Origin of the sequence: Butyricicoccus intestinisimiae (genome assembly GCF_018918345.1) — a bacterium.
Classification (GTDB): Bacteria; Bacillota; Clostridia; order Oscillospirales; family Butyricicoccaceae; genus Butyricicoccus_A; species Butyricicoccus_A intestinisimiae.
The window spans coordinates 147,303-169,409 of the sequence record NZ_JAHLQI010000004.1; the positions used below are offsets into that span (position 1 = coordinate 147,303).

Sequence of the window (22,107 nt, forward strand, 5' to 3'; positions counted from 1 at the left end):
ATGACAGAAAACAAACAGAATAACAATGACCGCACCGACCGCCGCCCGGACTGTGTGACGGAAATCCGCATGGGCAACTCCGTCCTTACCGTTTCCGGCTTCTTCAAGCAGGGCGCAACCGATACCGCAGCCGACAAGATGATGAAAGTGCTGGAAGCGGAAGCTGCCACACAAAAAACAGCGATTTGACCGACCATAAAGAAGCAGATTTGACGCTTTTGCCGCTATACAGACAGCCGCCCCATGTGGTACAATCAAGGTACGGAATAGTGGGACTGGCTGTCGGAAACGGAGGATTTTATGTTAAGACAGACCAACCAACAACCAATTACCGCCCTTTACCCAAGACTTTCCCATGAGGACGAGCTGCAAGGCGAGAGCAATTCCATTTCCAACCAGAAGCGTATTCTTGAAACCTATGCAAAGCAGAACGGCTTTTCCAATCTGCGCTGGTACACGGACGACGGTTATTCTGGTGCGAACTTTCAAAGACCCGGTTTTCAAGCCATGCTTGCGGACATTGAAGCCGGAAAAGTCGGGACAGTTATCGTAAAGGATATGTCGAGGTTAGGGCGAAACTACCTGCAAGTGGGAATGTACACGGAAATGATTTTCCCACAGAAAGGTGTCCGCTTCATCGCTATCAATGACGGAGTGGACAGCGCACAGGGCGACAATGACTTTGCCCCGCTGCGGAATATCTTTAACGAATGGCTGGTGAGAGATACGAGCAAGAAAATCAAAGCAGTAAAACGCTCAAAAGGCATGAGTGGCAAGCCCATCACAAGCAAGCCTGTGTATGGCTACCTCATGGACGAGGACGAAAATTTCATTATTGACGAGGAAGCTGCACCCGTAGTCAAGCAGATATACAACCTCTGCCTTGCCGGGAACGGTCCGACTAAGATAGCCCGTATGCTCACAGAGCAGCAAATCCCCACGCCGGGGACGCTGGAATACCGTAGGACGGGCAGCACCCGCCGCTACCACCCCGGCTATGAGTGCAAGTGGGCGACCAATACCGTTGTGCATATCCTTGAAAACCGGGAATACACAGGCTGTCTGGTAAACTTCAAGACAGAAAAGCTCTCTTACAAAGTCAAGCACAGTGTAGAAAATCCCCTGGAAAAGCAAGTGATTTTCGAGAACCACCACGAGCCTATCATAGACACCCAGACATGGGAACGGGTGCAGGAACTTCGCAAGCAGCGCAAACGCCCCAACCGCTATGATGAAGTGGGCTTGTTCTCCGGCATACTGTTCTGTGCGGACTGCGGCAGTGTCATGTATCAGCAGCGATACCAGACGGACAAGCGCAAGCAGGACTGTTATATCTGCGGCAACTACAAGAAACGCACCCATGACTGTACGGCGCACTTTATCCGCACCGACCTCTTGACCGCTGGCGTACTCTCCAATCTGCGGAAAGTGACAAGCTATGCGGCAAAGCATGAAGCTCGGTTTATGAAGCTCTTGATTGAGCAGAACGAGGACGGGGGCAAGCGCAGGAACGCCGCCAAGAAAAAGGAGCTGGAAGCCACCGAGAAACGCATAGCCGAGTTATCCGCTATCTTCAAGCGGCTGTATGAGGACAGCGTGACCGGGCGCATATCAGACGAGCGTTTCACAGAGCTGTCGGCAGACTATGAAGCAGAACAACGGGAGCTGAAAGAAAGAGCCGCTGCTATCCAAGCGGAGCTTTCCAAAGCACAGGAAGCCACCGTGAACGCAGAAAAGTTTATGAATGTTGTCCGGCGGCATACCAGCTTTGAAGAACTTACCCCTACTCTGTTGCGGGAGTTTGTAGAGAAAATCGTTGTGCATGAGTGCAGCTATGACGAGAACAAGACCCGTAGGCAGGACATTGAGATTTATTATTCTTTTGTTGGCAAGGTGGACTTGCCCGAATAACCGCCCGACCTGTCCGACACAATGCGCAAGTGCTGGATAGGAACGGCAAAATTTTTTACACTTCTATTACTTCTTTATCGCACATCAGTAAAGTCCCAGGGCATGAAGCAGTTCATGGCTAATTAAAGGGAACAAAAAGAAAGGAAAAGCCAATCCAGACGGTATCAGCGGCAGGCTACAAGAATAAATTGTGATTTCACAAGATTGGTGCTATAATAAGAGAAAAGTGCCTGCCGGGGCAGCCGCTCCGGTGGTATGGATAGAAAGGCAGGAAAACAATATGCACATCAGCTATAAACCACTCTGGCACACACTGTTAGAGCGTGATATGAGAAAAGAGGATTTAAGGCTTGCTGCTGGTATGACAACAAATATGATTGCCAACATGAGCAAAGAGGGAAAGCACATCAGCATGGATACATTAGCCCGTATCTGCGAAACGCTGAATTGTGAGATTACCGATGTGATTGAGTTAGTACCAGACGAGCCTGCTTCCACAGGAGGTAAGGAACATGAGCGAATTGAAACCAAGAATAAAAGAAAACGGAATTGATTATATCCTTGTTGGAGATTACTACATCCCGGACTTGAAGTTGCCGGAGGAACACCGCCCCATCGGAAAGTACGGACGGATGCACCGGGAATATTTAAGAGAAGTCTGCCCAGCCAGATTACACACATTGACCCTGACCGGGGAATTGTGGACATATCTTGCAGACCTGAACGAACAGGCACAGAAACGGTTAGACACCATCATGGAGCAGATGAAAGCTGCCGAGGGCGTGACCGAGGAATTGAAGCGTACCCGTCAAATGGAATGGGTGCAGCGTTGCAATAACATTCACAACCGGGCAGAAGAAATTGTTTTACATGAGATGATTTATTCATAACGGTATGGTAGAATGATTATTACAAATTAGAAGTTGTAAAGGAGACTTTGTATGGGTAGAAAAGAAATAACAACAAAAGAAGATTTAATGAAAGTAATAGAATTATTCGAAAATACTGGAATTACATACTGGTTGGATGGCGGATGGGGTGTAGATATTTTAGCTGGTAAACAAACAAGAATTCATAGAGATATAGATATAAATTTTGATGCTCAACATACGGAAAAATTGTTAAATGTGCTTTTGAATCTGGGCTATAAAATTGATACAGACTGGAAACCGGTTAGAATAGAGTTATATAGTGATGAACTTGGTTACTTAGACATTCACCCGTTCGTTTTAAATGAGGACGGAACTTCAAAACAAGCTGATTTAGAGGGTGGCTGGTATGAGTTTGAAAAAGATTACTTTGGTAGTGCTTTTTTTGAAGGAAAAACAATTCCTTGTATATCCTTAAAAGGCCAAAGAGTTTTCCACTCAGGTTATGAATTAAGAGATAAAGATAAGCATGATATTTCAATTCTTGAAAGTTTATCAAAATAACATTGCTGTAATTTCTAAGATAAATTCCACTTTATCGCTTTGAAATTTTAACTGAATAAGTATAGCACCAACCGCTGCTACATGGAAGCAAACACAACCATGCAACAGCGGTTTTTCTTTACCGTTTTTTCCTTTGACTGATAGGAGTTCCTGTTTTCTTTGATTTTTGTAGAATCCGAATGAGCCAGCGAAATTCTTCGTCTGACAGATTTTTATAGTTGATGCCGAGCTGCTTGCAGTAAAGGACAACCAGCTTTTCATCCCGACTGCCCTTGAAATTTTCAACCGCTTCCAAATTTTCTTTCAATTCATCGGCAACGGTGGTCTGGGGCGCACTCTCGCTGTCCTTTTTGTGGGCTTCCCGAATATCCCGGATAATGAGATTGAGGTCATCAAGAACCATGTGGCTGAAATATTCATCATCGCTGATATGGGCGGCTTGCAGCACTTTCAAATGCGGGTCGTCTTCGCCGGGGCGATACCGTTCAATGATTTCATGCCGGACAGTATCGACAAGGGCGTTGAGGTTTTGAATCTGCATGGTGGCAATCCCATCTACATAAATCTCAATGTCCGCAAGAAACTTGATAAAGTCCTTATGAGTGGCAAGCTCACAGAGCAGACGGTTGTTAATCCGACCGCCTTTCAGAAGTGCCACCATCTCATCATTCAAATGCAGCTCTGTTAGTGGCGTGTTGATCTGCTCCCGGTTCTCTGTCCGGCACAGCAGATAATCAACGGAAACCCCATAGAAGTCTGCCAGCGTGATAAGGTTGCCATGATTGATTTCCTTATAATCCTCTTTTTCATAACTGCCAAGAGCTGATTTGGAAATGCCCGTCAGCTCTGATAATTCTTCCAGATTTAAGCCTTTGTCCTTGCGGAGTTCCCAAAGGCGTTCCTGTATGCTTGTCGCTCCTTTCATGGGCGCACGCTCCTTTCCGGCGGTTTCATTACTGCCGCTTAACTGGATTATATCATACTTTCCGCAATCGTGGAAATTTCTGATTTTTACCCTTAATTCCTACTTTGTGGACATACGGCACAGGGCACAAAAATGTTCTATGATACAGGTAGTTCATCGATGGATTATTCCAATCGAATGACCAGCCTGTGTGGGATATGCTTCCCCGGCGATGTAGCGCCATGACTTTTGGCAGGGATATGGAGGAACCCTGACCGAAACGAGCGTACCAAAGGGAGCGATACGCCGCTGTGAGATTCAGGGGAGGAACGACACCGGGGAGAACTGGCGAACTGATACCGAAATGATACCGAAACACGACAATCTGATAGGGGGATAGTCTACCCTATCGCTGATACTTCGGGAGATTTTAGGCGGCTCTATGGCTGTAATTTTGCCGAAAATCGCCCCGAAACCATACACTAAAACGGGAGGAAGTGCAATATGCCGAGAATGAGCAAAAAGAGGAAGCATGAGCTTTCCTTTTACCTTAATGACCGGGGGCGTGTCACTTACAACGAATTATGCCGGAAATGCCAGCATGGGTGCAAGCAGAGCTTCCGGGCGGTTGTGATTGACTGCCCCCGTTATTTATCCAAACGAGCAAAGAAAAAGGAGGGACACACCGAATGAATTTTGAATTTATGACGATAGACACACCATTGCCGCCATGTATGCCATTTCCCAGAGCGTTGACAGGATTTCCAGTCGGCAGCACCGCAAAGGTCATGTACTGCCGGATGTTGGATGCTATACTCTCTAAAGGACAGGAGGACGAGAACGGAATCCTGTTTGTCTGCTTCCCTGTCACAGCCATTGCCGCAGTCCTGTCCCGCAGTCCCATGACGGTCAAGCGTTCTTTGAATGAACTGGAAGCCGCCGGACTTATCATGCGGGTGCATCAGGGTGTTGGAGAACCGAACCGAATTTATGTGCTGATACCGGGAAAGGAGGACGCTGCCCTTGCCTGATACCTCAAAGCTGGAAAAACTCAACCGGGAGCTGGAAAAAAGCGAAAAGAAACTGCGGAAAGCTATCAATGATGAAAAGGCATTACAACACCAGTTGAAGCAGCTTACCCGAAAGGAACGGACGCACCGGCTCTGCACTCGTGGCGGTATGCTGGAAAGTTTTCTGCAAGAGCCGGAACGCCTGACAGACGATGATGTCATGCTGTTGTTAAAACTCATTTTTCACAGGCAGGACACGCAGGAACTATTGAAAAAACTGCTGGAACGGAAGAAGCCGGAAACCCCTTAGTTTACTAAGGGCGCAATTATACACCACCCAGAGGTTGGTGCATTGCGTTCTCCGAAGGCTCCTCGCCGGAGGGCTGTGATTTTCCGCAGTCATGGTCTGCTCCAAATCAAACAGGGGACGCTACGCTTCCCCTGCGCTGGCTTTCGCCAGCTACCCTTTTGTGGACTTGCCATCTGGGGACACCTTGCGTTGCAAGCTGTTCCCAGCCGACAAGTTTCATAAAATATGCTATCTTTTTGATAGGCAATAAAGTATAATAAAGTCAGCAATAAATCGTAATTTATCAGAAAATGAGGAATAGTTGAAATGGAGGCGCTATAATAACATGAAGATTGAAGGGAACCAGAAAGAACTGGATGCAATGGTAGAATTTCATAAGGGAAACCGTGTCGAGGGGCTGAGACTGCAAGAAGAATTTGCAGCGGAATTTCGTAAGGAGTATAAAGACAAAGATCACTGTCCTTGCCTGAAAGCCTGTCGTTATCACGGAAACTGTAAGGAATGTGTAGCAATCCACAGAGCGCATCAGGAACATGTTCCTAATTGTATGCGACCATTGATTAATAAAAAATTGAAATTGATGTCAGAATTAACAGAGCATACCTTGGCAAATGAAATAGAAGCTCCACATGAGATTTTAAGAAAATAGGCAAGTCAAATTTCAGTTTGTTAGCTTTACATCGGGTCAACTTGTCCCGAACTTTTACAACTAAATACCCGCCGCCCACACAGCGGCACACCGAGCAGGAAATCTGAAAAAGGTCTCCTGCTTTTTTTCTGCCCAAAATGAGGTGGTAAAACGCCACCCCATCTGCCAAGCATAGAAAGGAGGGACACGAAATGCCCTGTCCACACAACGAAATCACAATTGTTCAGCGAAGCCAGCGGCAGTCTGCGGTTGCCGCCGCTGCTTACCAAAGCGGCGAAAAGCTGTTCTGTGAATACGACCAGCAAGTGAAGCACTACCCGGAAAAGCGTGGTATCGTCCACAATGAAATCCTGCTCCCACCTAATGCCCCGCCGGAGTATGCAGACCGCAATATTTTATGGAACGCAGTCGAAGCGATGGAGAAGCAATGGAACTCCCAGCTTGCAAGGCGGTGGGTGCTTACCATCCCCAGAGAGATACCGCCCGACCAGTACGCTGTCCTTGTCCGGGAGTTCTGCCAGCAGCAGTTTGTTTCCAAAGGCATGATTGCTGACTTTGCCATCCATGACCCCCATCCGCCGGGACACAATCCCCACGCCCATGTCCTGCTGACTATGAGGGCAATGGACGAACATGGAAAATGGCTTCCCAAGAGCCGCAAGGTTTATGACCTTGACGAAAACGGGGAACGGATAAAACTTCCGTCCGGCAGGTGGAAAAGCCACAAGGAGGATACGGTTGATTGGAACGACCAGAAGTATTGCGAAATCTGGCGGCATAAATGGGAGGTCATCCAGAACCGCTATCTGGAAGCCAATGACCGCCCGGAACGTGTGGACTTGCGTTCTTATGCCAGACAGGGGCTTGATATTATCCCTACTGTCCATGAGGGAGCTGCTGTCCGGCAGATGGAAAAGCGGGGTATCCAAACGAATATCGGCAACCTGAACCGGGAAATCAAAGCCGCCAACCGCCTGATGAAGTCTATCCGTCAGCTCATCCAAAACCTCAAAGGCTGGATTACCGAGCTGGGCGAAAAACGGAAAGAGCTGCTTGCACAAAAAGCGGCGGAGGAAGCGACACTTCTTCCTAATCTGCTGATGAAGTATATGGAGATACGAAAGGAAGAACGGAAAGACTGGACAAGGGCTGGACAGAACCGGGGGACTTCACAGGACTTAAAGGCAGTCAGCGAAGCACTGTCCTATCTCCGGCAAAAGGGGCTTTCCACTGTGGAGGACTTAGAAGCATTTCTGGAATCTTCCGGGAAATCAGCCTCCGATTACCGCAGTCAGATGAAGCCAAAGGAAGCCCGCAGCAAAGTGATTGACGGGATTCTTGCTGCCCGAACGGACTGCAAGGAATGTAAACCTGTCTATGAGAAGTACCAGAAGATATTTTTTAAGAAAACAAAGGAGAAATTCAAACAGGAACACCCGGAGGTTGCCCGGTATGAGAAAGCCGCCGCCTACCTTGCCAAGCACCCGGACGATAAGGACAGTACCCAAAATGAGCTGCAAGAGGAGCAGGAAAAACTTCTCAGCGAAATCGCAGAGCTGAAAGAACCTTTGACCGAGGTACAGGCTGATTTGAAGAAGCTGCGGGACATCCGCTACTGGGTACGGAAAGCTACACCCGGCACAGAAGAAAGCAAAGAGCCGCCCAAGAAGCAGCTTATCAAGGAAGTCTTGCAGGATAAGGCTGACGAGAAAAAAGCACAAAGAACTGTCCCGGCACAGACGAAACACAAACAACAGGATATGGAACTTTAACAGGCACTTGCCATTTTCAATCAGAGAATGTCAGGTGCTTTTTTGTTTTCAAGGAGGGATAGATTTGAATGTATTTGAAGCTGTGAAGCAGTCCGTCACAACAAGACAGGCTGCGGAGCATTATGGAATCCATGTAGGTCGGAACGGGATGGCTTGCTGCCCGTTCCATAACGATAAAACCCCAAGCATGAAGCTGGATCGGCGTTACCACTGCTTCGGCTGCGGTGCTGATGGGGATGTGATTGATTTTGCCGCCGCCCTGTATGGGCTGGGAAAGAAAGAAGCCGCCGTACAACTGGCACAGGACTTCGGGCTTTCCTATGAGGACTGGAAACCGCCGGGAAAGGCAAAAAAACCAAAGCCCCGGCAGAAATCCCCGGAGGAACAGTTTCAGGAAGCAAAGAGCCGCTGCTTCCGTATTCTTGCCGACTATCTCCACCTGCTCCGGGCATGGAGAAAGGAATATGCCCCGCACTCCCCGGAGGAAGCCTTTCATCCCCGGTTTGTGGAAGCCTTACAGAAGCAAGACCAAGTGGAATATCTGCTGGATGTGCTGCTGTTCGGGGAAACGGAGGAAAAAGCGGCTTTGATTACGGACTACGGAAAGGATGTGATACAGCTTGAACAGCGAATGGCAGAGCTTGCAGCCGCAGACGCAGCAAGAACTAAAAAACACCATGAACACCATACAGCCGCCCCAGAGCGTTGAGGAAATCAAGGTGGGACTGGAAACTACCGAGAAAGGCGGTGTCCGTCAGAGCATACGGAACTGCCTGACCGTATTCCAGCATGACCCGCTGCTTTCCGGGGCTATCGCATACAACATCCTGACCGACCGCAAGGACATCATAAAGCCCATCGGCTTCCACAGGGAAAGCACAGCCCTGAACGATACGGACATGAAGTATCTGCTTCTCTATCTGGAAGAAACCTATGGGCTTACCAATGAGAAAAAGATTGATAACGCCATCGGGATTGTGGCAAATGAAAACAAGTACCATCCCATCCGGGACTATCTCAATACCCGTGTGTGGGACGGGACAGAACGAATCCGTTTCTGCCTGCGGCACTTTCTGGGGGCTGACGCAGACGATTACACCTATGAAGCGTTGAAGCTGTTCCTGCTGGGTGCAATCTCACGAGCCTTTCAGCCGGGGTGCAAGTTTGAAATCATGCTCTGTCTGGTCGGCGGTCAGGGGGCTGGCAAGTCCACTTTCTTCCGTCTGTTGGCAATCCGGGACGAGTGGTTCTCCGATGATTTGCGGAAGCTGGACGATGACAATGTGTACCGCAAGCTGCAAGGTCACTGGATTATCGAAATGTCGGAAATGATGGCAACCGCCAATGCCAAGAGCATTGAGGAAATCAAGTCATTTTTAAGCCGGCAGAAAGAGGTTTACAAGATACCCTATGAAACCCACCCGGCAGACCGCCCCCGTCAGTGCGTGTTTGGCGGCACTTCCAATGCCCTTGACTTCCTGCCCCTTGACCGTTCCGGCAACCGCCGCTTTATCCCCGTCATGGTGTACCCGGAGCAAGCCGAGGTTCACATTTTGGAGGATGAAGCTGCTTCCAGAGCCTATATTGAGCAGATGTGGGCGGAAGCGATGGAGATTTACCGAAGCGGCAGGTTCAAGCTGGCTTTCAGCCCCGCCATGCAGCGGTATCTCAAAGAACACCAGCGGGATTTTATGCCGGAGGACACCAAAGCCGGAATGATACAGGCGTATCTTGATAAGTACACCGGGAGCATGGTCTGCTCCAAGCAGCTCTACAAGGAAGCCTTGAACCATGCCTTTGACGAACCGAAGCAATGGGAAATCCGGGAAATCAACGAGATTATGAACCAGTGCATTTCCGGCTGGCGGTACTTCACGAACCCAAGAATGTTTTCAGAATATGGCAGACAAAAGGGCTGGGAGCGTGAAAACCCGGCAACGGACTTCGGCAACCCGTCTGAAAAAACGATGGACGGTTTTGTGGAGGTCACAGAACAGATGGAGCTTCCATTCTGAAAATGACAGCCCGTTGCACCCCCTGTTGCTATCCCGTTGCCGAGCCGGTTGCCGTGGAAAATCCCGAAACTATCGGCTTTTCTCCCCTATGACAACCAAAACAACAGAAAAATAAAAGAAAAGTATAAATAGTAACCATCGCCAGATTGAGATTGTTTGCAAGGTCTTTTGAAGCCCGTTGCCGGACTTCGTTGCCGACACCCTCTGTCTGGTTATTTTCATGTATGGAGGATAACTGCCTATGGCAAAAAACAAAACAGAGATTCATGTTACAACGGTGTTTGACGGGGAACTGGACGCAACCGATGTGTTCGTCAGCCTGATTTCCCAGAAATATGGAAGGACAAATACGAAAGAATATCTTGCTAAAAAGAAAGTTTTGAAGTATAATGAAGATGAGGTTCAAAAGAGCCAGATACCGTCTGGATTGTGTGGGTAAATGGCTATGATGAACGAAATGGAATACAGAACAATCGGTTCGGTACTTGCCGGGGGCTATCGTGCGGCGGTCTATTGCAGGCTGTCAAAGGACGATGACCTGCAAGGCGAAAGTGCCAGTATCGCAAACCAGCGTGATATGCTGGAAAAATACTGCGAAAAGCAGGGATGGGAGGTTGTGGCAGTCTATCAGGACGATGGCTTCACAGGTCTTAATATGGAGCGTCCTGATTTACAGAGAATGTTGAGAGCCATTGAGCGCAGGCAAATCAACCTTGTCATCACGAAAGACCTCAGCCGACTGGGGCGTAACTATCTGCAAACCGGGCATTTGATTGAGGACTTTTTCCCAAGAAACGGTGTCCGCTATATCGCCATGAATGACGGTATCGACACCCTGCGGGATAACAACGATATTGCCCCGTTCAAGAATATCCTGAACGAGATGTACAGCAAGGATATTTCCAAGAAAGTCCATTCCTCTTATCTTCTGAAAGCGCAGAAAGGACAGTTTACCGGGTGTCTTGCCCCGTTTGGGTATCGGAAAGACCCGGAGGACAAAAACCATCTGCTTATTGACGAGGAAACCGCCCCGATTGTGCGGCTGATTTTCGGATATGCCCTAAACGGTCATGGTCCGAACTATATCCGCAGACGGCTGGAGGAAGAAAAAATCCCCTGCCCCACATGGTGGAACCGGGAACGGGGGCTTCGCAATACCCGCACCAAATGGGAAAAGAAAGACCCGGAAAACGGGCGGTATATGTGGGACTTCTCCGTTATCAAAGACCTTTTGATGAATCCCGTCTACACCGGGGCGATTGCTTCCCAGAAAAAGGACTACCGTTTCAAAATCGGCACGATTGGGGAAAAGAAGCCGGAGGACTGGATTGTGGTGGAGGGACAGCATGAACCGCTGGTTGACCGCATGAGCTTTGATATTGTGCAGAACAAGCTGAAATCCCGCCAGCGTCCGGGGCAGACCAATGAAATCAGCCTGTTTGCCGGACTGATAAAATGCGGCGAGTGTGGGAAGTCGCTGACGATACGCTACACAAACGCAAAACATCCCCAGCGGATTTACTCCTGCAAGACCTACAATGCCTTTGGAAAGAACCACTGCACCCAGCACCGGATTGACTATGACACCCTTTACAGCCATGTGCTGCGGAAAATCCGGGAATGTGCCAGAGCTGCCCTGATGGACGGGGAAGCGGTTGCCGACCGCCTGACCAATACCTGTGAAGCCGAGCAGCGGGAACAGCGGGAAGCAATGGAACGCTCCCTTACAAGGGACGAGGAACGGATTGAGGTTCTGGACAAAATGGTAATGCGGCTTTATGAGGATATGATTGCAGGGCGTATCAGTGAGCAGAATTTCAACACCATGCTGGAAAAGACACAGACCGAGCAGACGGAGCTTAAAACAAAAGTGTCCGAGGGCAGAAAGCGGCTGTCCGATGAAGTCCAGCTTGCCAATGACGCAAAACAATGGGTGGAAGCCGTTCAGGAATACGCCAATATCACAGAGCTGGACGCAGCCACCCTCAACCGCTTAATCAAAGAAATCGTCGTGCATGAGCGCATAGACGAAGATAAAACAAGACACATTTCTATCGAAATTCATTTTAATCTCAAACCCATCCCGGAGGTGGAACAGGTCACTGCCTGACCTGTCCCGCCGGGACGGTTCTCTTAAAAACACCATATAGATTTCTTGTACGCCGCCGCCCGCCATCGAGCAGAGTTTTACACCTAATTGGGGATAAAACAGCTCATGGCGGGTGGCGGCATCATCGTCATTGGCACTACACTGATTCCTCTGCTGTCTGGCCTGTTTTAAGGTAGGCGCTTATGGATTTTCTCACCGACTGGCTCACAAACTGGCTCAAAGAGCTTCTGATTGGCGGGATCATGGGAAACCTCGAAGGTCTTTTTGATACCGTCAATACCCAGGTCGGAGAGATTGCGGCACAGGTAGGGACTACCCCGGCGGCGTGGCACGCCGGGGTTTTCTCCCTGATCCGACAGCTTTCCGAAATGGTGATCCTGCCGATTGCCGGAATGGTGCTGACCTTTGTTGCCACTTATGAGCTGATCCAGCTCATTATCGAGAAGAACAACCTGCATGATCTGGACTACTGGATCTTTTTCAAGTGGATATTCAAAACGGCCTGCGCCATTTTGATTTTGTCCAACACCTTCAATATCGTCATGGCCGTGTTCGATGTGTCCCAAAGCGTGATCGCCAGCGCAGCCGGGATCGTGCAAGGTTCAACGGACATTTCGGAGGCCATGCTTGCCGACTTGGAGGCCACGCTGGAAACGCTGGGGCTTGGCTCTCTGCTGGGGCTGTGGCTGCAATCCCTGCTCATTCATGTGACCATGAGGGCGGTCAATATTGTGATCTTCGTGATCGTCTATGGCCGCATGATCGAAATATACCTGTTGACCAGCTTAGCACCCATCCCCGTTGCCACGCTCTCCAACCGGGAGCTTGGCAATACTGGACAGAACTACTTGAAGTCCCTGTTTGCCGTGGGCTTTCAAGGGCTATTGATTCTCGTCTGCGTTGCCATCTATGCGGTGCTGATACAGGGCATCGCCACGGGCGGCGACCCCATCGGCGCGATATGGGGCTGCATGGGCTACTCTGTGCTGCTCTGCTTTTGCCTGTTCAAAACCGGCTCCATCGCCCGCAGCGTGTTCAGCGCACATTAAAGGAGGTGTGTGTCTATCGGAAAATACCCCATCATTTACGCTGACCCGCCGTGGCGCTACTCTGCAAAGAAGGTACAGGGCGCGGCGGAAAATCACTACCCCACCATGAGCATTGATGAATTGTGTGCGCTGCCTGTGGCCGAACTTGCGGCCAAGGACAGCGCCCTTTTTATGTGGGCAACCTTTCCCCAGCTCCCGGAGGCTCTGCGGCTCATCCGTGCATGGGGCTTCACCTATAAATCCGTGGCGTTCGTTTGGCTGAAGAAAAACCGCAAGGCGGATAGCTGGTTTTATGGGCTGGGCTTCTGGACGAGGGCCAACGCCGAGGTTTGCCTGCTGGCGACCAAGGGACATCCGAAGCGGCAGGCCGCCGACATCCACCAGTTTATCATTTCGCCCATCGAAGCCCACAGCAAAAAGCCGGACGAAACCCGTGATAAGATCGTTGCCCTCATGGGCGATTTGCCCCGCGTGGAGCTGTTCGCACGGCAGACCTCTTCCGGCTGGGATGTGTGGGGCAACGAGGTGGAGCCGACAATCCCGGACTTTGGGACAAATTGTCCCAAACTGGAGGTGACAGATTGATGCCCTATGTGAATGTCCCGAACGACCTTTCCAAGATCAAGACAAAGATCGCGTTCAACCTCACCAAGCGCCAGCTTATCTGCTTCGGCATTGGGGCGGCTATCGGCGTTCCCACCTACCTTTTGACCCGGCAGGCCATCGGCAACACCGGGGCGCTGTTCGCTATGCTGGCGATCATGCTCCCGGCGTTTCTGCTTGCCATGTACGAAAAGGACGGCCTGCCCTTTGAAAAGGTGATCCGCAACATCATCCGGGTCAAGTTTACCCGCCCCGGCATCCGACCGTACCGAACGGAAAATATCTATGCCCCATTTGCACGAAAGGAGGAGCCTATTGAGCAAAGCAAAAAAGCAGAAAAACGGAAATAAGCACCGGGCGCTGTCCGCCCAGCAGACCATTCCCTATATCGCCATGCACCCAGACGGGATCTGCCAAATCCCCGGCGGGCTTTACACAAAGACGCTGGAATATGAGGACATCAATTATGCCGTGGCGTCCACGGAGGATCAGACTGCCATTATCAGCGGGTGGAGCGCGTGCCTGAATTATTTTGACAGCTCCCTGCCGTTCCAGCTTTCCTTTGTCAACCGCCGCAGCCGCAACGCCAACCGCTACAAGGTGAATATCCCGGCACAGGAGGATGCCTTCAACAGTATCCGGGGTGAGTATGTGGAAATGCTCAAAGGCCAGATCGCCAAGAGTAATAACGGCATTGAACGGTATAAGTACATCACCTTTGGCCTACCCGCCGAGGGCGTGGCAGAGGCGCGTCCACGGCTGGGGCGCGTGGAGGTGGATGTCATGGGCAATCTGAAACGGCTGGGCGTCCAGTCCCGCCCGCTGGATGGCCGGGATCGGCTGGCGGTGCTGCATGGGCAGATGCATCCCGGCGGGCGTGAGCCGTTCCGCTTTGCGTGGAAAGACATTCCCAAGACGGGCATGGGGACGAAGGACTACATCGCCCCGGACAGCTTCGATTTCCGGCAGAGCCGGACTTTCCGTGTCGGCCAGATGTGGGGCGCGGCGTCCTATTTGCAGATCATGGCGTCGGAGCTTTCGGATAAGCTGCTGGCGGAGATTTTGGAGCTGGACGCCGAGCTGACCGTCACCATGCACATTCAGACGGTAGACCAGCTCAAGGCCATTAAGACGATCAAGGGAAAGATCTCCGACATAGGCCGCATGAAGGCAGAGGAGCAGAAAAAGGCCGTCCGTGCCGGGTACGACATGGAGATCTTGCCGCCCGACCTCATTACCTTTTCCAAGGACGCCGCCGAGCTGCTCTCCGACCTGCAAAGCCGCAACGAGCGAATGTTCCTGCTGACCTTTACGGTGGTGAACCTCGCTCCCACCCGGCAGCGGCTGGAAAACGATGTGTTCACGGTGAGCGGCATCGCACAGAAATACAACTGCGCTCTGCGCCGTCTGGACTGGCAGCAGGAGCAGGGCTTTGTGTCCTCGCTGGCGCTGGGTTATAACGGCATTGAGATTCAGCGGGGCATGACCACCAGCTCCACGGCCATCTTCATTCCCTTTATGACCCGGGAGCTTCGCATGGACGGGCAGGCGCTTTACTACGGTATGAACGCGCTTTCCAACAATGTCATTATGGCTGACCGCAAAAAGCTGAAGTCCGCAAACGGAATGTATCTCGGCTCTACGGGCAGCGGCAAGAGCTTTGCCGCCAAGCGGGAGCTGATCAATGTGTTCCTCGCTACCAATGACCGTATTATCGTGGTCGACCCGATGGGTGAATATGCCCCGCTGGTGCGGCGCTTGGGCGGACAGGTCATTGAGATTGCCCCGGACAGCCCGCACCACATTTCGCCTATGGATTTGCAAATGAACATCAACGACGAGGACAGTCCGCTTTCCATGAAGGCGGATTTTCTGCTGTCCCTGTGTGAGCTGATCGTGGGCGGCAAGGAGGGCTTGCAGCCCATCGAGAAAACCGTCATTGACCGCTGTGTGCGGCTGGTGTACCGGGAGATGGCGCTGGGACTGGAAACGGCCAAAACGCCGCTGCTGCAAGATCTGTATGAGGAGCTGCTGCACCAGCCCGAGCCGGAGGCGCGGCGGGTGGCGACGGCGCTGGAGCTTTACTGCACCGGCTCACTCAACCTGTTCAATCATCCCACCAATGTTGACCTCAATTCCCGTGTGGTCTGCATTGTCCTAAAGGGCTTGGGTGAAAACCTCCGCAAGATTGCCATGCACACCACCAACGAATTTGTCACGGCGGCGGTGAACGCCAACCACGCCGAGGGCGTGGCGACTTGGTGCTACTTTGACGAGTTCCACATTCTGCTCCGTGATCCGCTGACGGCCAGCTACTTTGTGGCGGTCTGGAAAATGCTCCGCAAAAAGGGCTGTGTTCCCTCGGCGCTGACGCAGAATGTGAAAGACCTGCTGGCCAGCCGGGAGATCGAGAACATTCTGGACAACACGGATTTCATGGTGTTGCTGTCGCAGGCGCAGAGCGACCGTGCGATCTTGGCAAAGCAGCTTGGCATTTCCGAGCATCAGCTCTCCTATATCACGCACTCCAATTCCGGCGAGGGCCTGCTGTTCTATGGAAATGTCACCATCCCGTTTGTAGACCGTTTCCCCCGTGGGGAGATCTATGACCTGCTGACGACCCGCCCGGAGGATCTTGCCCATGAGCGAACAGACGAGTAACCCCACTTCGGGACAAAATGTCCCGAAGTCCAAGTTCCGCAGAAAAAGCCGGCAGGAGCAGACGGCGGCGTCCAAGCTACGGATGGAGCGCCGGGGTGAGAAGCTGGACGCCGACCGGGAGAAGCTGGCAAAGCAGAAGCCGCCGAAAAAGCCCGGTGCGGTCAAGCGTCTTGCCCATACCGCCGGACACGGCGTCCACGGTTTTGTTGGCGCCGAATAGGCATGATAAAAACCACTCGTTCAACGAGTGGTTGATAAAAAAATCTTAAAGAAAAGTCGAAACCTCCTGTGCTATACTAGAAAAGGTCTGGCAACCACAACAGAAAGCAAAGGAGGTTTCGTCGTTATGAACGATGTGAATAGTTTATCACATTCTAAAGTACAGTTTACAAGGGACTACACAGGGTAGGTATCTGACGGGAGGGGTGCCGCCAGTCAGATTTTCCATGTGATGTTCAAGCTGTCGCTTGTGGCGGCTATGGTGGTGATCATCAAATCCACCACACGCCGCTTGTCATCAAAAGATACATTCTCCCAGGTATCGAGGTAGCCGGAAATCTGGCTGACCTGTTCCGGGCTGATGGCCTCCACAGTCAACTCCGCTATCCTTGCCAGAAGTTCCTGCTTGCGCCCGTCCAGTTCCGCTATCTTCACATTCACATAGGAGAACAGGACATTGTTTGCCCCCGTCAGACTGTCCACCAGCTTTTCAATCTCGCTGTCTACATGGGCAAGTTCCACTTGCAGGGCGGTGATTTTCGGGTTTGCCTTTGCCGCTTTCTTTTTTCCTGTCAGCGTCTTGTAGCTTGCCAGCTTCTTTACCATCTGCTGATAAACAACCGCTTCCAGTTCCGAAGTGATGATTTTCCCACAGCCAGGACAGCTTTTATTGTCCAGCCGTTTCGTGCAGCGGAGATACTGTTTGCCGGAGGGATTGTAGATACTCATAAGAGCATACCCGCAATTCCCGCACTTGATTTTTCCTGCCAGCCATGTGTGGGTGGCTTTCCGGGCAGACTGGATTTTCATGTTGTTCATCAGCTTCTTGCGGCAGGTCAGCCAGGTGTCGGAGGGGACGATACCCTCATGGGGAGCCAGTACCAGCATTTGGTCTTTTAAGTCGTTTTTCTTGCTGGCCTTTACATCTCGCCCTTGATACAGATAGCAGCCGTTCATGCCCGTAAAATCGGCAACGTCATTGACAATGACTGTACCTTGACTTTTGAAAAATTCGTACACATCAAGGTCTGCCTGCACATAGACAGGATTGCGTAACATCTGCGCCAGCGTGGGGCGTATCAGCTCTTTGCCATGGAACAAAATCCCCTGTTCGGCAAAGTACCGGGTAATGTCCCCGTAGGAAGTTGTGGGCTGGGCGTACATCTCAAACATCAGCCGGATATTGGCCGCTTCCTCCGGGTTTACCACCAGCTTCTTTGTGTTGATACCGTCCATCTTGATAGGCTCCGTATGGAAGCCGTAAGGGGCTTTCCCGCCCATCTTAAAGCCCCGCTGACTGCGGGAGTAGTAAGCGTCCGTTACCCGCTTCTGTATCGTTTCCCGTTCAAGCTGGGCGAACACGATACAGATATTCAGCATGGCCCGTCCCATCGGCGTGGAGGTATCAAACTTTTCCGTAGAGGACACAAACTCCACATTGTACTGCTGGAACAGCTCCATCATGTTGGCAAAGTCCAGAATGGAACGGCTGATACGGTCGAGCTTGTAAACCACGACCTTTGCAATCAAGCCCCGCTTGATGTCCCGCACCAGTTCTTGAAACTTCGGACGGTCTGTGTTCTTGCCGCTGTACCCTTTGTCTGTGTATTCCTTGCAGTTACCGCCTTTCAACTCGTATTTGCAAAATTCAATCTGGCTTTCAATGGAAATGCTGTCCTTTTTGTCTACCGATTGTCTTGCATAGATTGCGTCTATCCGATTGTTCATATTGTCGCTCCTTTTCTTAAAAAAGAAACGGAGCTGCTGACAGTTCTATTATACCGCCAGCAGCCCCGCAAATCAATGATGGGTTTGGAAAACCTTATGTCCCGGCTTCCTCACTCTCCCGCTTGTCGGCGTACTTGCGGAACACCTCATAAAGCTGCTGTTCCAGTTCCCGGCGTTTGGCTGCTTCCTGTTCCGGCGTGAACACCGGGGAGAGATTTTCCAGTGTGATTTCCTTTCCCTGAAAAGTCACGATTTCGATTTCCTTTTTGTATCTGATATTACTTATAAGATCACCTTTCCTTTCCATGCTGCCGCTGTTGCCGTTTCAGTTCCGCTAAAATCTCCGGCGGGATACGGTCAACCAGCCGCCGCATATCGTCCAGTTCGCTTTTTAACTTCGCCCGTTCCATCGTGTCATTCATCTTGCCTTTTTCGCTGGCCTTTGCCCTGACTTCCAGCTTTTCATTTTCCGCTAACAAGTCATTGATTGTGACCTTGTATTTTTTCAGTTGCCCGGAGAAGTTCTCCATCTGCGGAAACCACTTTTTCAGCATGGAGAGGGCTTCCTCTTTCTTCTTTCCGGCGTTCAGCGGGGTAATGCCGGAGAGAACCGCTTCAATGGCCCTCGCCTGTTTGGAGAGGTTGACCGCCTGTTTGAACAGCCGGGTGGGGATATGCTTCCGGCCCGTCTTGCTGGCGCTTTCCCCACGCTCCAGGTCGGGGTACTGCTCCACCATACAGGCGTGAAAATCGTCCTGCCACTTCGTCAGATTGGCCCGGTTGCCGATAATTTCTTTGGCGCACAGGCGGTTGTCCTTTGTCAGCGGCACAAAGACCAAGTGCAGATGGGGCGTTTTTTCATCCATGTGTACCATAGCCGAAACGATGTTCTCCCGGCCCACCCGGTCAATGAGGAAGTCCGCCGCCCTCTGGAAGTAGGCCGCTATCTCCTTTGGGGACTTGCCCTTGAAAAACTCCGGGCTGGCGGTAATCAGCGTGTCCACAAACCGAGTGCTGTCCTTGCGGGTGCGGCATCTGGCCTGCTCGATGCGGCTCTGAATGAAATGGTAGTAGCGGCCATCCGGCTTGACGATGTGGAAATTGTACTTGCTCCGGCTGGTGTCAATGTCCGGGTTGCTGGCGTACTGCTCCTTTTTCCGTTCATGGTGGGCTTCCAGCGGCCCCGCCGGGTGGCCCTTGTGCTTCTCAAATCGCAAAATTGCGTGTTGTGCCATTGAACTCCTTTCCCCATTCCATTCCTTTCCGGCGGGTTTTCCCGCCGAAAATATCTCTGATAGGATTGGAATGGAATGAATGTAAATAGATGGTTTTAATCTCTGTATTTCTATATACCGTCAGATTTCCGTACTTCAAGAGGATTGATTTTCGTACTCGCCAAGTACGGTTTTCAGCCCTCCGGCGTACCATAACCGGATTTCTTGAAGTCGGTGTTTGGAACCGCTTCATAGGATTTCGGGTAAATGCGGTTGGGTTTTCCACAGCCCTGTTTCTGGATTTCCACCAGCCCCGCATACTGCAACTCCCGCAGGGTGTTGACCGCTTTCTGCCGCCCGCAGCGGAGCAAAGCGACCACCTCGCAGATGGGGTAGTACAGGTAGACCCGCCCGTACTCGTCCGCCCAGCCGTTCTTCCGGGACAACTCCGCCCGGCGCAGGACAAAGGCATACAGCACCTTCGCTTCGTTGCTCAAGGGCTGGAATGTGGGTGCTTCAAAAAGGAAATTGGGGAGCCGGGTGAAACTGAACGCCTTTTCCGGCTGGTGAATATAAATCGTGTTTGTCATAGCGTGTTTTGTGGACGGTTAGAGGCCCGTTTTCCGGGGCGAATGATAAATGATACCAGCCGCCCCGGTTGAGGGCTTGCGGAGCCTTGCAAATCAAGGCTTTTCCCGCTCTTAACTGTCCACAGCAGACCTCCTTTTCCGTTCACTTTCTGTTTTCTGCCGCCTGTGAACTCTGGCGGCGCAGTCCGGGCAGTATTTGCCCCGGTTGGACTTCGGGACGAACACACCGCCGCACTCCGCACAGCGTTTCAAGTCCCTGTCCCGGTAAATCTCCGCTTCCAGCGTCCTGTCCAGCGGCAAGACCGCCCAGCGGAACCACTTGCAGCAGACGGAGAACGAAATCATCTGCGGACAGGCGCAGGTGTCGCCATCGTCCAGCGCAAGGCAGTTTCCGTCCTCGCAGTTGCAGCACTCCCGGCGTATCAGGCCGCTGGCTCGTCTCTTCTGGGGCGGGGTTATGCGGTAGGGGGAGCCGTCCGGCCTGTGTTCCAGCGGCGGCAGGTGTTGATAGGGTCTTTTGCTCATGCGTCCCTCCGTTTTCTTTGGCGTGTTCTGTTTCCAAGGTGCTTGTCCATCGATGAACTATCCCAAGTCTACACCTTTTTGACCGCCTGTGCCGTATATCCAAGAGGTAGGAAATCAGCCTGAAAAACTCCCTATTTCCACGCTCTCGGATTTGTGATATAATCAAAAAAAGATAAAAGACAAATTCAGGTTTCTGGTCTTCTTGCACAAAATAAAGGAGGAGCTATTATGCAAATTGTTTATATTCCAAGCGAATCAATGTCTGTTCAAGGTAAAAAAGATGAAATCTATAAAAGATATGGGAAAGACTGGAATATTAGAGAACAGGGAGGAGGTAACGGAAATTGGTTGTTGACCAGAAAAAGTGATGTGCTTGTAGATGGAAAAAGTTATCGTACTTTTGTACTTGAACACTACGGTAAATCCAAGCTGACAGCGAAGCTTGTTGATAAATTTCGTGAAGATGTAGCAAATGGTAAAATAAAACTGTAAATGCCTATGCCGTTATGCTATGAGCATAGTACATAGCATAACGGCTTCTCTTTCGTTGAGCTAGCAAGGAGGGTGAATATGTCTTTATCCATACAAGAGCGATTAAAAGACCTACGTGTGGAGCGTGGCTTGACGCTGGGGCAGCTTGCGGAGCAGACCGGGCTTTCCAAGTCTGCGCTGGGCAGTTACGAAACGGAAGACTTCAAGGACATCAGCCACTATGCCCTTATCCGGCTGGCGAAGTTTTACGGTGTGACCGCTGATTATCTGCTGGGGCTGTCTGAAATGAAAAATCACCCAAACGCCGATCTTGCAGACCTGCGTTTGAGTGATGAAATGATTGACCTGCTGAAAAGCGGGAGGATAGACAATACCCTGCTGTGTGAGCTGGCGGCGCACCCGGATTTCCCCCGGCTGATGGCTGACCTTGAAATCTATGTGAACGGAACGGCACTGAAACAGGCGCAGGGTGCAAACGCCATAGTGGACACGATGAGCGCAACTGTTATAAAAAAGCATAATCCTGGCATGAGTGATACGCAGTTAAGACAGCTTATCACCGCCCATATTGATGAGGACGAGTTTTGCCGCTATGTGATACAACGGGACATAAACGGGATTGCCCTTGCTCTGCGGGAAACACACAAGGACGATTTTTTCAGCGTCCCAGAGGATAACCCGCTAAAAGAAATGCTGGAAACTGCTGGTGAAATCGTCAGCCAGGACAGCGACACGGAACAAGCGTACTTGGCGTTTATCTGCAAACGGCTCAAGCTGAATTTTAGGAAGCTGTCAGTAGAAGAACGGAAGTGGCTGAAAAAGATTGCGGAAAAATCCGACTTGCTGAAGAATCCAAAACCGCAGAGAGGACGAAGATAAAAAATGCCTGAACGGCGGTTCTGGTTTTTCAGA

The 22,107-nt window shown here is 51.0% G+C and carries 27 protein-coding genes and 1 pseudogene; 22 read left to right on the plus strand and 6 right to left on the minus strand.

Annotated elements, in window-relative coordinates:
* The 5 genes from KQI75_RS08965 (at nt 1) to KQI75_RS08985 (ending at nt 3,344) form a co-directional block, all read left to right on the plus strand.
* Nucleotides 1-189 (plus strand): transposon-encoded TnpW family protein, encoded by a 189-nt coding sequence (locus KQI75_RS08965; protein ID WP_118736848.1) that lies wholly within the window; start codon nt 1-3, stop codon nt 187-189.
* Nucleotides 190-300: 111 nt separating this feature from the next.
* Nucleotides 301-1,911: a recombinase family protein gene (locus KQI75_RS08970; protein WP_006773196.1), complete on the plus strand. Its 1,611-nt coding sequence runs from the start codon at nt 301-303 to the stop codon at nt 1,909-1,911.
* Nucleotides 1,912-2,101: 190 nt separating this feature from the next.
* Entirely contained in the window at nt 2,102-2,464 is a 363-nt protein-coding gene (locus tag KQI75_RS08975) for a helix-turn-helix domain-containing protein (RefSeq protein WP_007887891.1), read from the plus strand.
* The gene (locus KQI75_RS08980) at nt 2,424-2,801 is read left to right on the plus strand and encodes a TnpV protein (RefSeq protein WP_002584333.1); all 378 of its coding nucleotides are present in this window, start codon (nt 2,424-2,426) and stop codon (nt 2,799-2,801) included. The genes KQI75_RS08975 and KQI75_RS08980 overlap by 41 nt, the downstream gene beginning before the upstream one ends.
* Before the next feature lie 51 nt (nt 2,802-2,852).
* On the plus strand, nt 2,853-3,344 hold the full coding sequence (locus KQI75_RS08985; RefSeq protein ID WP_009266803.1) for a nucleotidyltransferase domain-containing protein: 492 nt from the start codon (nt 2,853-2,855) through the stop codon (nt 3,342-3,344).
* 118 nt (nt 3,345-3,462) lie between these two features.
* Here KQI75_RS08985 and KQI75_RS08990 read toward each other — a convergent pair whose 3' ends face one another.
* On the minus strand, nt 3,463-4,269 hold the full coding sequence (locus tag KQI75_RS08990) for a helix-turn-helix domain-containing protein (protein WP_002584331.1): 807 nt from the start codon (nt 4,267-4,269) through the stop codon (nt 3,463-3,465).
* A gap of 483 nt (nt 4,270-4,752) precedes the next feature.
* On the opposite strand from KQI75_RS08990, the gene KQI75_RS08995 reads away from it, so the two are divergent.
* The 15 genes and pseudogenes from KQI75_RS08995 to KQI75_RS09065 all read left to right on the plus strand — a co-directional run bounded on the left by KQI75_RS08995 (nt 4,753) and on the right by KQI75_RS09065 (nt 16,647).
* Nucleotides 4,753-4,941, plus strand: coding sequence for a hypothetical protein (locus tag KQI75_RS08995; protein ID WP_117504549.1), 189 nt, complete (start codon nt 4,753-4,755; stop codon nt 4,939-4,941).
* Nucleotides 4,938-5,279: a DeoR family transcriptional regulator gene (locus KQI75_RS09000; protein WP_117504551.1), complete on the plus strand. Its 342-nt coding sequence runs from the start codon at nt 4,938-4,940 to the stop codon at nt 5,277-5,279. Before KQI75_RS08995 ends, KQI75_RS09000 begins: the two co-directional genes overlap by 4 nt.
* Complete coding sequence (locus KQI75_RS09005; protein ID WP_097786106.1) at nt 5,272-5,568, plus strand: DUF3847 domain-containing protein; 297 nt, start codon at nt 5,272-5,274, stop codon at nt 5,566-5,568. The genes KQI75_RS09000 and KQI75_RS09005 overlap by 8 nt, the downstream gene beginning before the upstream one ends.
* A 325-nt stretch (nt 5,569-5,893) precedes the next feature.
* Nucleotides 5,894-6,217 carry a hypothetical protein gene (locus KQI75_RS09010; RefSeq protein WP_004613237.1) on the plus strand — a complete coding sequence of 108 codons (324 nt, stop codon included), beginning with the start codon at nt 5,894-5,896 and terminating at the stop codon, nt 6,215-6,217.
* Between the two features lie 191 nt (nt 6,218-6,408).
* A complete protein-coding gene (mobQ, locus tag KQI75_RS09015) occupies nt 6,409-7,989 on the plus strand; it encodes a MobQ family relaxase (protein ID WP_117504553.1) in 1,581 nt (526 codons plus the stop codon).
* Nucleotides 7,990-8,053: 64 nt separating this feature from the next.
* Nucleotides 8,054-8,698, plus strand: a complete 645-nt coding sequence (locus tag KQI75_RS09020; protein ID WP_117504555.1) for a CHC2 zinc finger domain-containing protein — start codon at nt 8,054-8,056, stop codon at nt 8,696-8,698.
* Nucleotides 8,667-10,004, plus strand: coding sequence for a virulence-associated E family protein (locus KQI75_RS09025; RefSeq protein WP_117504557.1), 1,338 nt, complete (start codon nt 8,667-8,669; stop codon nt 10,002-10,004). Before KQI75_RS09020 ends, KQI75_RS09025 begins: the two co-directional genes overlap by 32 nt.
* Nucleotides 10,005-10,245: 241 nt before the next feature.
* Complete coding sequence (locus tag KQI75_RS09030; protein WP_117504559.1) at nt 10,246-10,443, plus strand: hypothetical protein; 198 nt, start codon at nt 10,246-10,248, stop codon at nt 10,441-10,443.
* The gene (locus KQI75_RS09035) at nt 10,444-12,114 is read left to right on the plus strand and encodes a recombinase family protein (RefSeq protein ID WP_117504561.1); all 1,671 of its coding nucleotides are present in this window, start codon (nt 10,444-10,446) and stop codon (nt 12,112-12,114) included.
* A gap of 90 nt (nt 12,115-12,204) precedes the next feature.
* Nucleotides 12,205-12,285: pseudogene (locus KQI75_RS09040) on the plus strand (Maff2 family mobile element protein); the annotation flags it as partial.
* Nucleotides 12,286-12,296: 11 nt separating this feature from the next.
* Complete coding sequence (locus KQI75_RS09045; protein ID WP_216470465.1) at nt 12,297-13,163, plus strand: VirB6/TrbL-like conjugal transfer protein, CD1112 family; 867 nt, start codon at nt 12,297-12,299, stop codon at nt 13,161-13,163.
* A gap of 9 nt (nt 13,164-13,172) precedes the next feature.
* A complete protein-coding gene (locus KQI75_RS09050; protein WP_216470466.1) occupies nt 13,173-13,748 on the plus strand; it encodes an MT-A70 family methyltransferase in 576 nt (191 codons plus the stop codon).
* Nucleotides 13,748-14,116 carry a PrgI family protein gene (locus tag KQI75_RS09055; protein WP_216470467.1) on the plus strand — a complete coding sequence of 123 codons (369 nt, stop codon included), beginning with the start codon at nt 13,748-13,750 and terminating at the stop codon, nt 14,114-14,116. Before KQI75_RS09050 ends, KQI75_RS09055 begins: the two co-directional genes overlap by 1 nt.
* On the plus strand, nt 14,052-16,427 hold the full coding sequence (locus tag KQI75_RS09060) for a VirB4-like conjugal transfer ATPase, CD1110 family (protein ID WP_216470468.1): 2,376 nt from the start codon (nt 14,052-14,054) through the stop codon (nt 16,425-16,427). Before KQI75_RS09055 ends, KQI75_RS09060 begins: the two co-directional genes overlap by 65 nt.
* Nucleotides 16,408-16,647, plus strand: coding sequence for a hypothetical protein (locus KQI75_RS09065; RefSeq protein WP_456237092.1), 240 nt, complete (start codon nt 16,408-16,410; stop codon nt 16,645-16,647). Before KQI75_RS09060 ends, KQI75_RS09065 begins: the two co-directional genes overlap by 20 nt.
* A 215-nt stretch (nt 16,648-16,862) precedes the next feature.
* On the opposite strand, the gene KQI75_RS09070 is transcribed toward KQI75_RS09065, so the two are convergent.
* The 5 genes from KQI75_RS09070 to KQI75_RS09090 form a co-directional block, all read right to left on the minus strand.
* Nucleotides 16,863-18,374 (minus strand): recombinase family protein, encoded by a 1,512-nt coding sequence (locus KQI75_RS09070; protein ID WP_002575864.1) that lies wholly within the window; start codon nt 18,372-18,374, stop codon nt 16,863-16,865.
* Between the two features lie 94 nt (nt 18,375-18,468).
* Entirely contained in the window at nt 18,469-18,660 is a 192-nt protein-coding gene (locus KQI75_RS09075; RefSeq protein WP_321118048.1) for a hypothetical protein, read from the minus strand.
* Nucleotides 18,661-18,664: 4 nt separating this feature from the next.
* Nucleotides 18,665-19,609 (minus strand): MobV family relaxase, encoded by a 945-nt coding sequence (mobV, locus tag KQI75_RS09080; RefSeq protein ID WP_002575862.1) that lies wholly within the window; start codon nt 19,607-19,609, stop codon nt 18,665-18,667.
* Between the two features lie 173 nt (nt 19,610-19,782).
* Nucleotides 19,783-20,178, minus strand: a complete 396-nt coding sequence (locus KQI75_RS09085; protein WP_002575861.1) for a replication initiator protein A — start codon at nt 20,176-20,178, stop codon at nt 19,783-19,785.
* 111 nt (nt 20,179-20,289) lie between these two features.
* Nucleotides 20,290-20,703: a cysteine-rich VLP domain-containing protein gene (locus tag KQI75_RS09090; protein WP_002575860.1), complete on the minus strand. Its 414-nt coding sequence runs from the start codon at nt 20,701-20,703 to the stop codon at nt 20,290-20,292.
* A 228-nt stretch (nt 20,704-20,931) separates the two neighbouring features.
* Here KQI75_RS09090 and KQI75_RS09095 point away from each other — a divergent pair, with 228 nt between their 5' ends.
* Together KQI75_RS09095 and KQI75_RS09100 are read left to right on the plus strand one after the other, a co-directional pair.
* Nucleotides 20,932-21,195 (plus strand): hypothetical protein, encoded by a 264-nt coding sequence (locus tag KQI75_RS09095; protein WP_002575859.1) that lies wholly within the window; start codon nt 20,932-20,934, stop codon nt 21,193-21,195.
* Nucleotides 21,196-21,273: 78 nt separating this feature from the next.
* Nucleotides 21,274-22,074, plus strand: coding sequence for a helix-turn-helix domain-containing protein (locus tag KQI75_RS09100; RefSeq protein ID WP_002575858.1), 801 nt, complete (start codon nt 21,274-21,276; stop codon nt 22,072-22,074).
* The last annotated feature ends 33 nt before the right edge of the window (nt 22,075-22,107 follow it).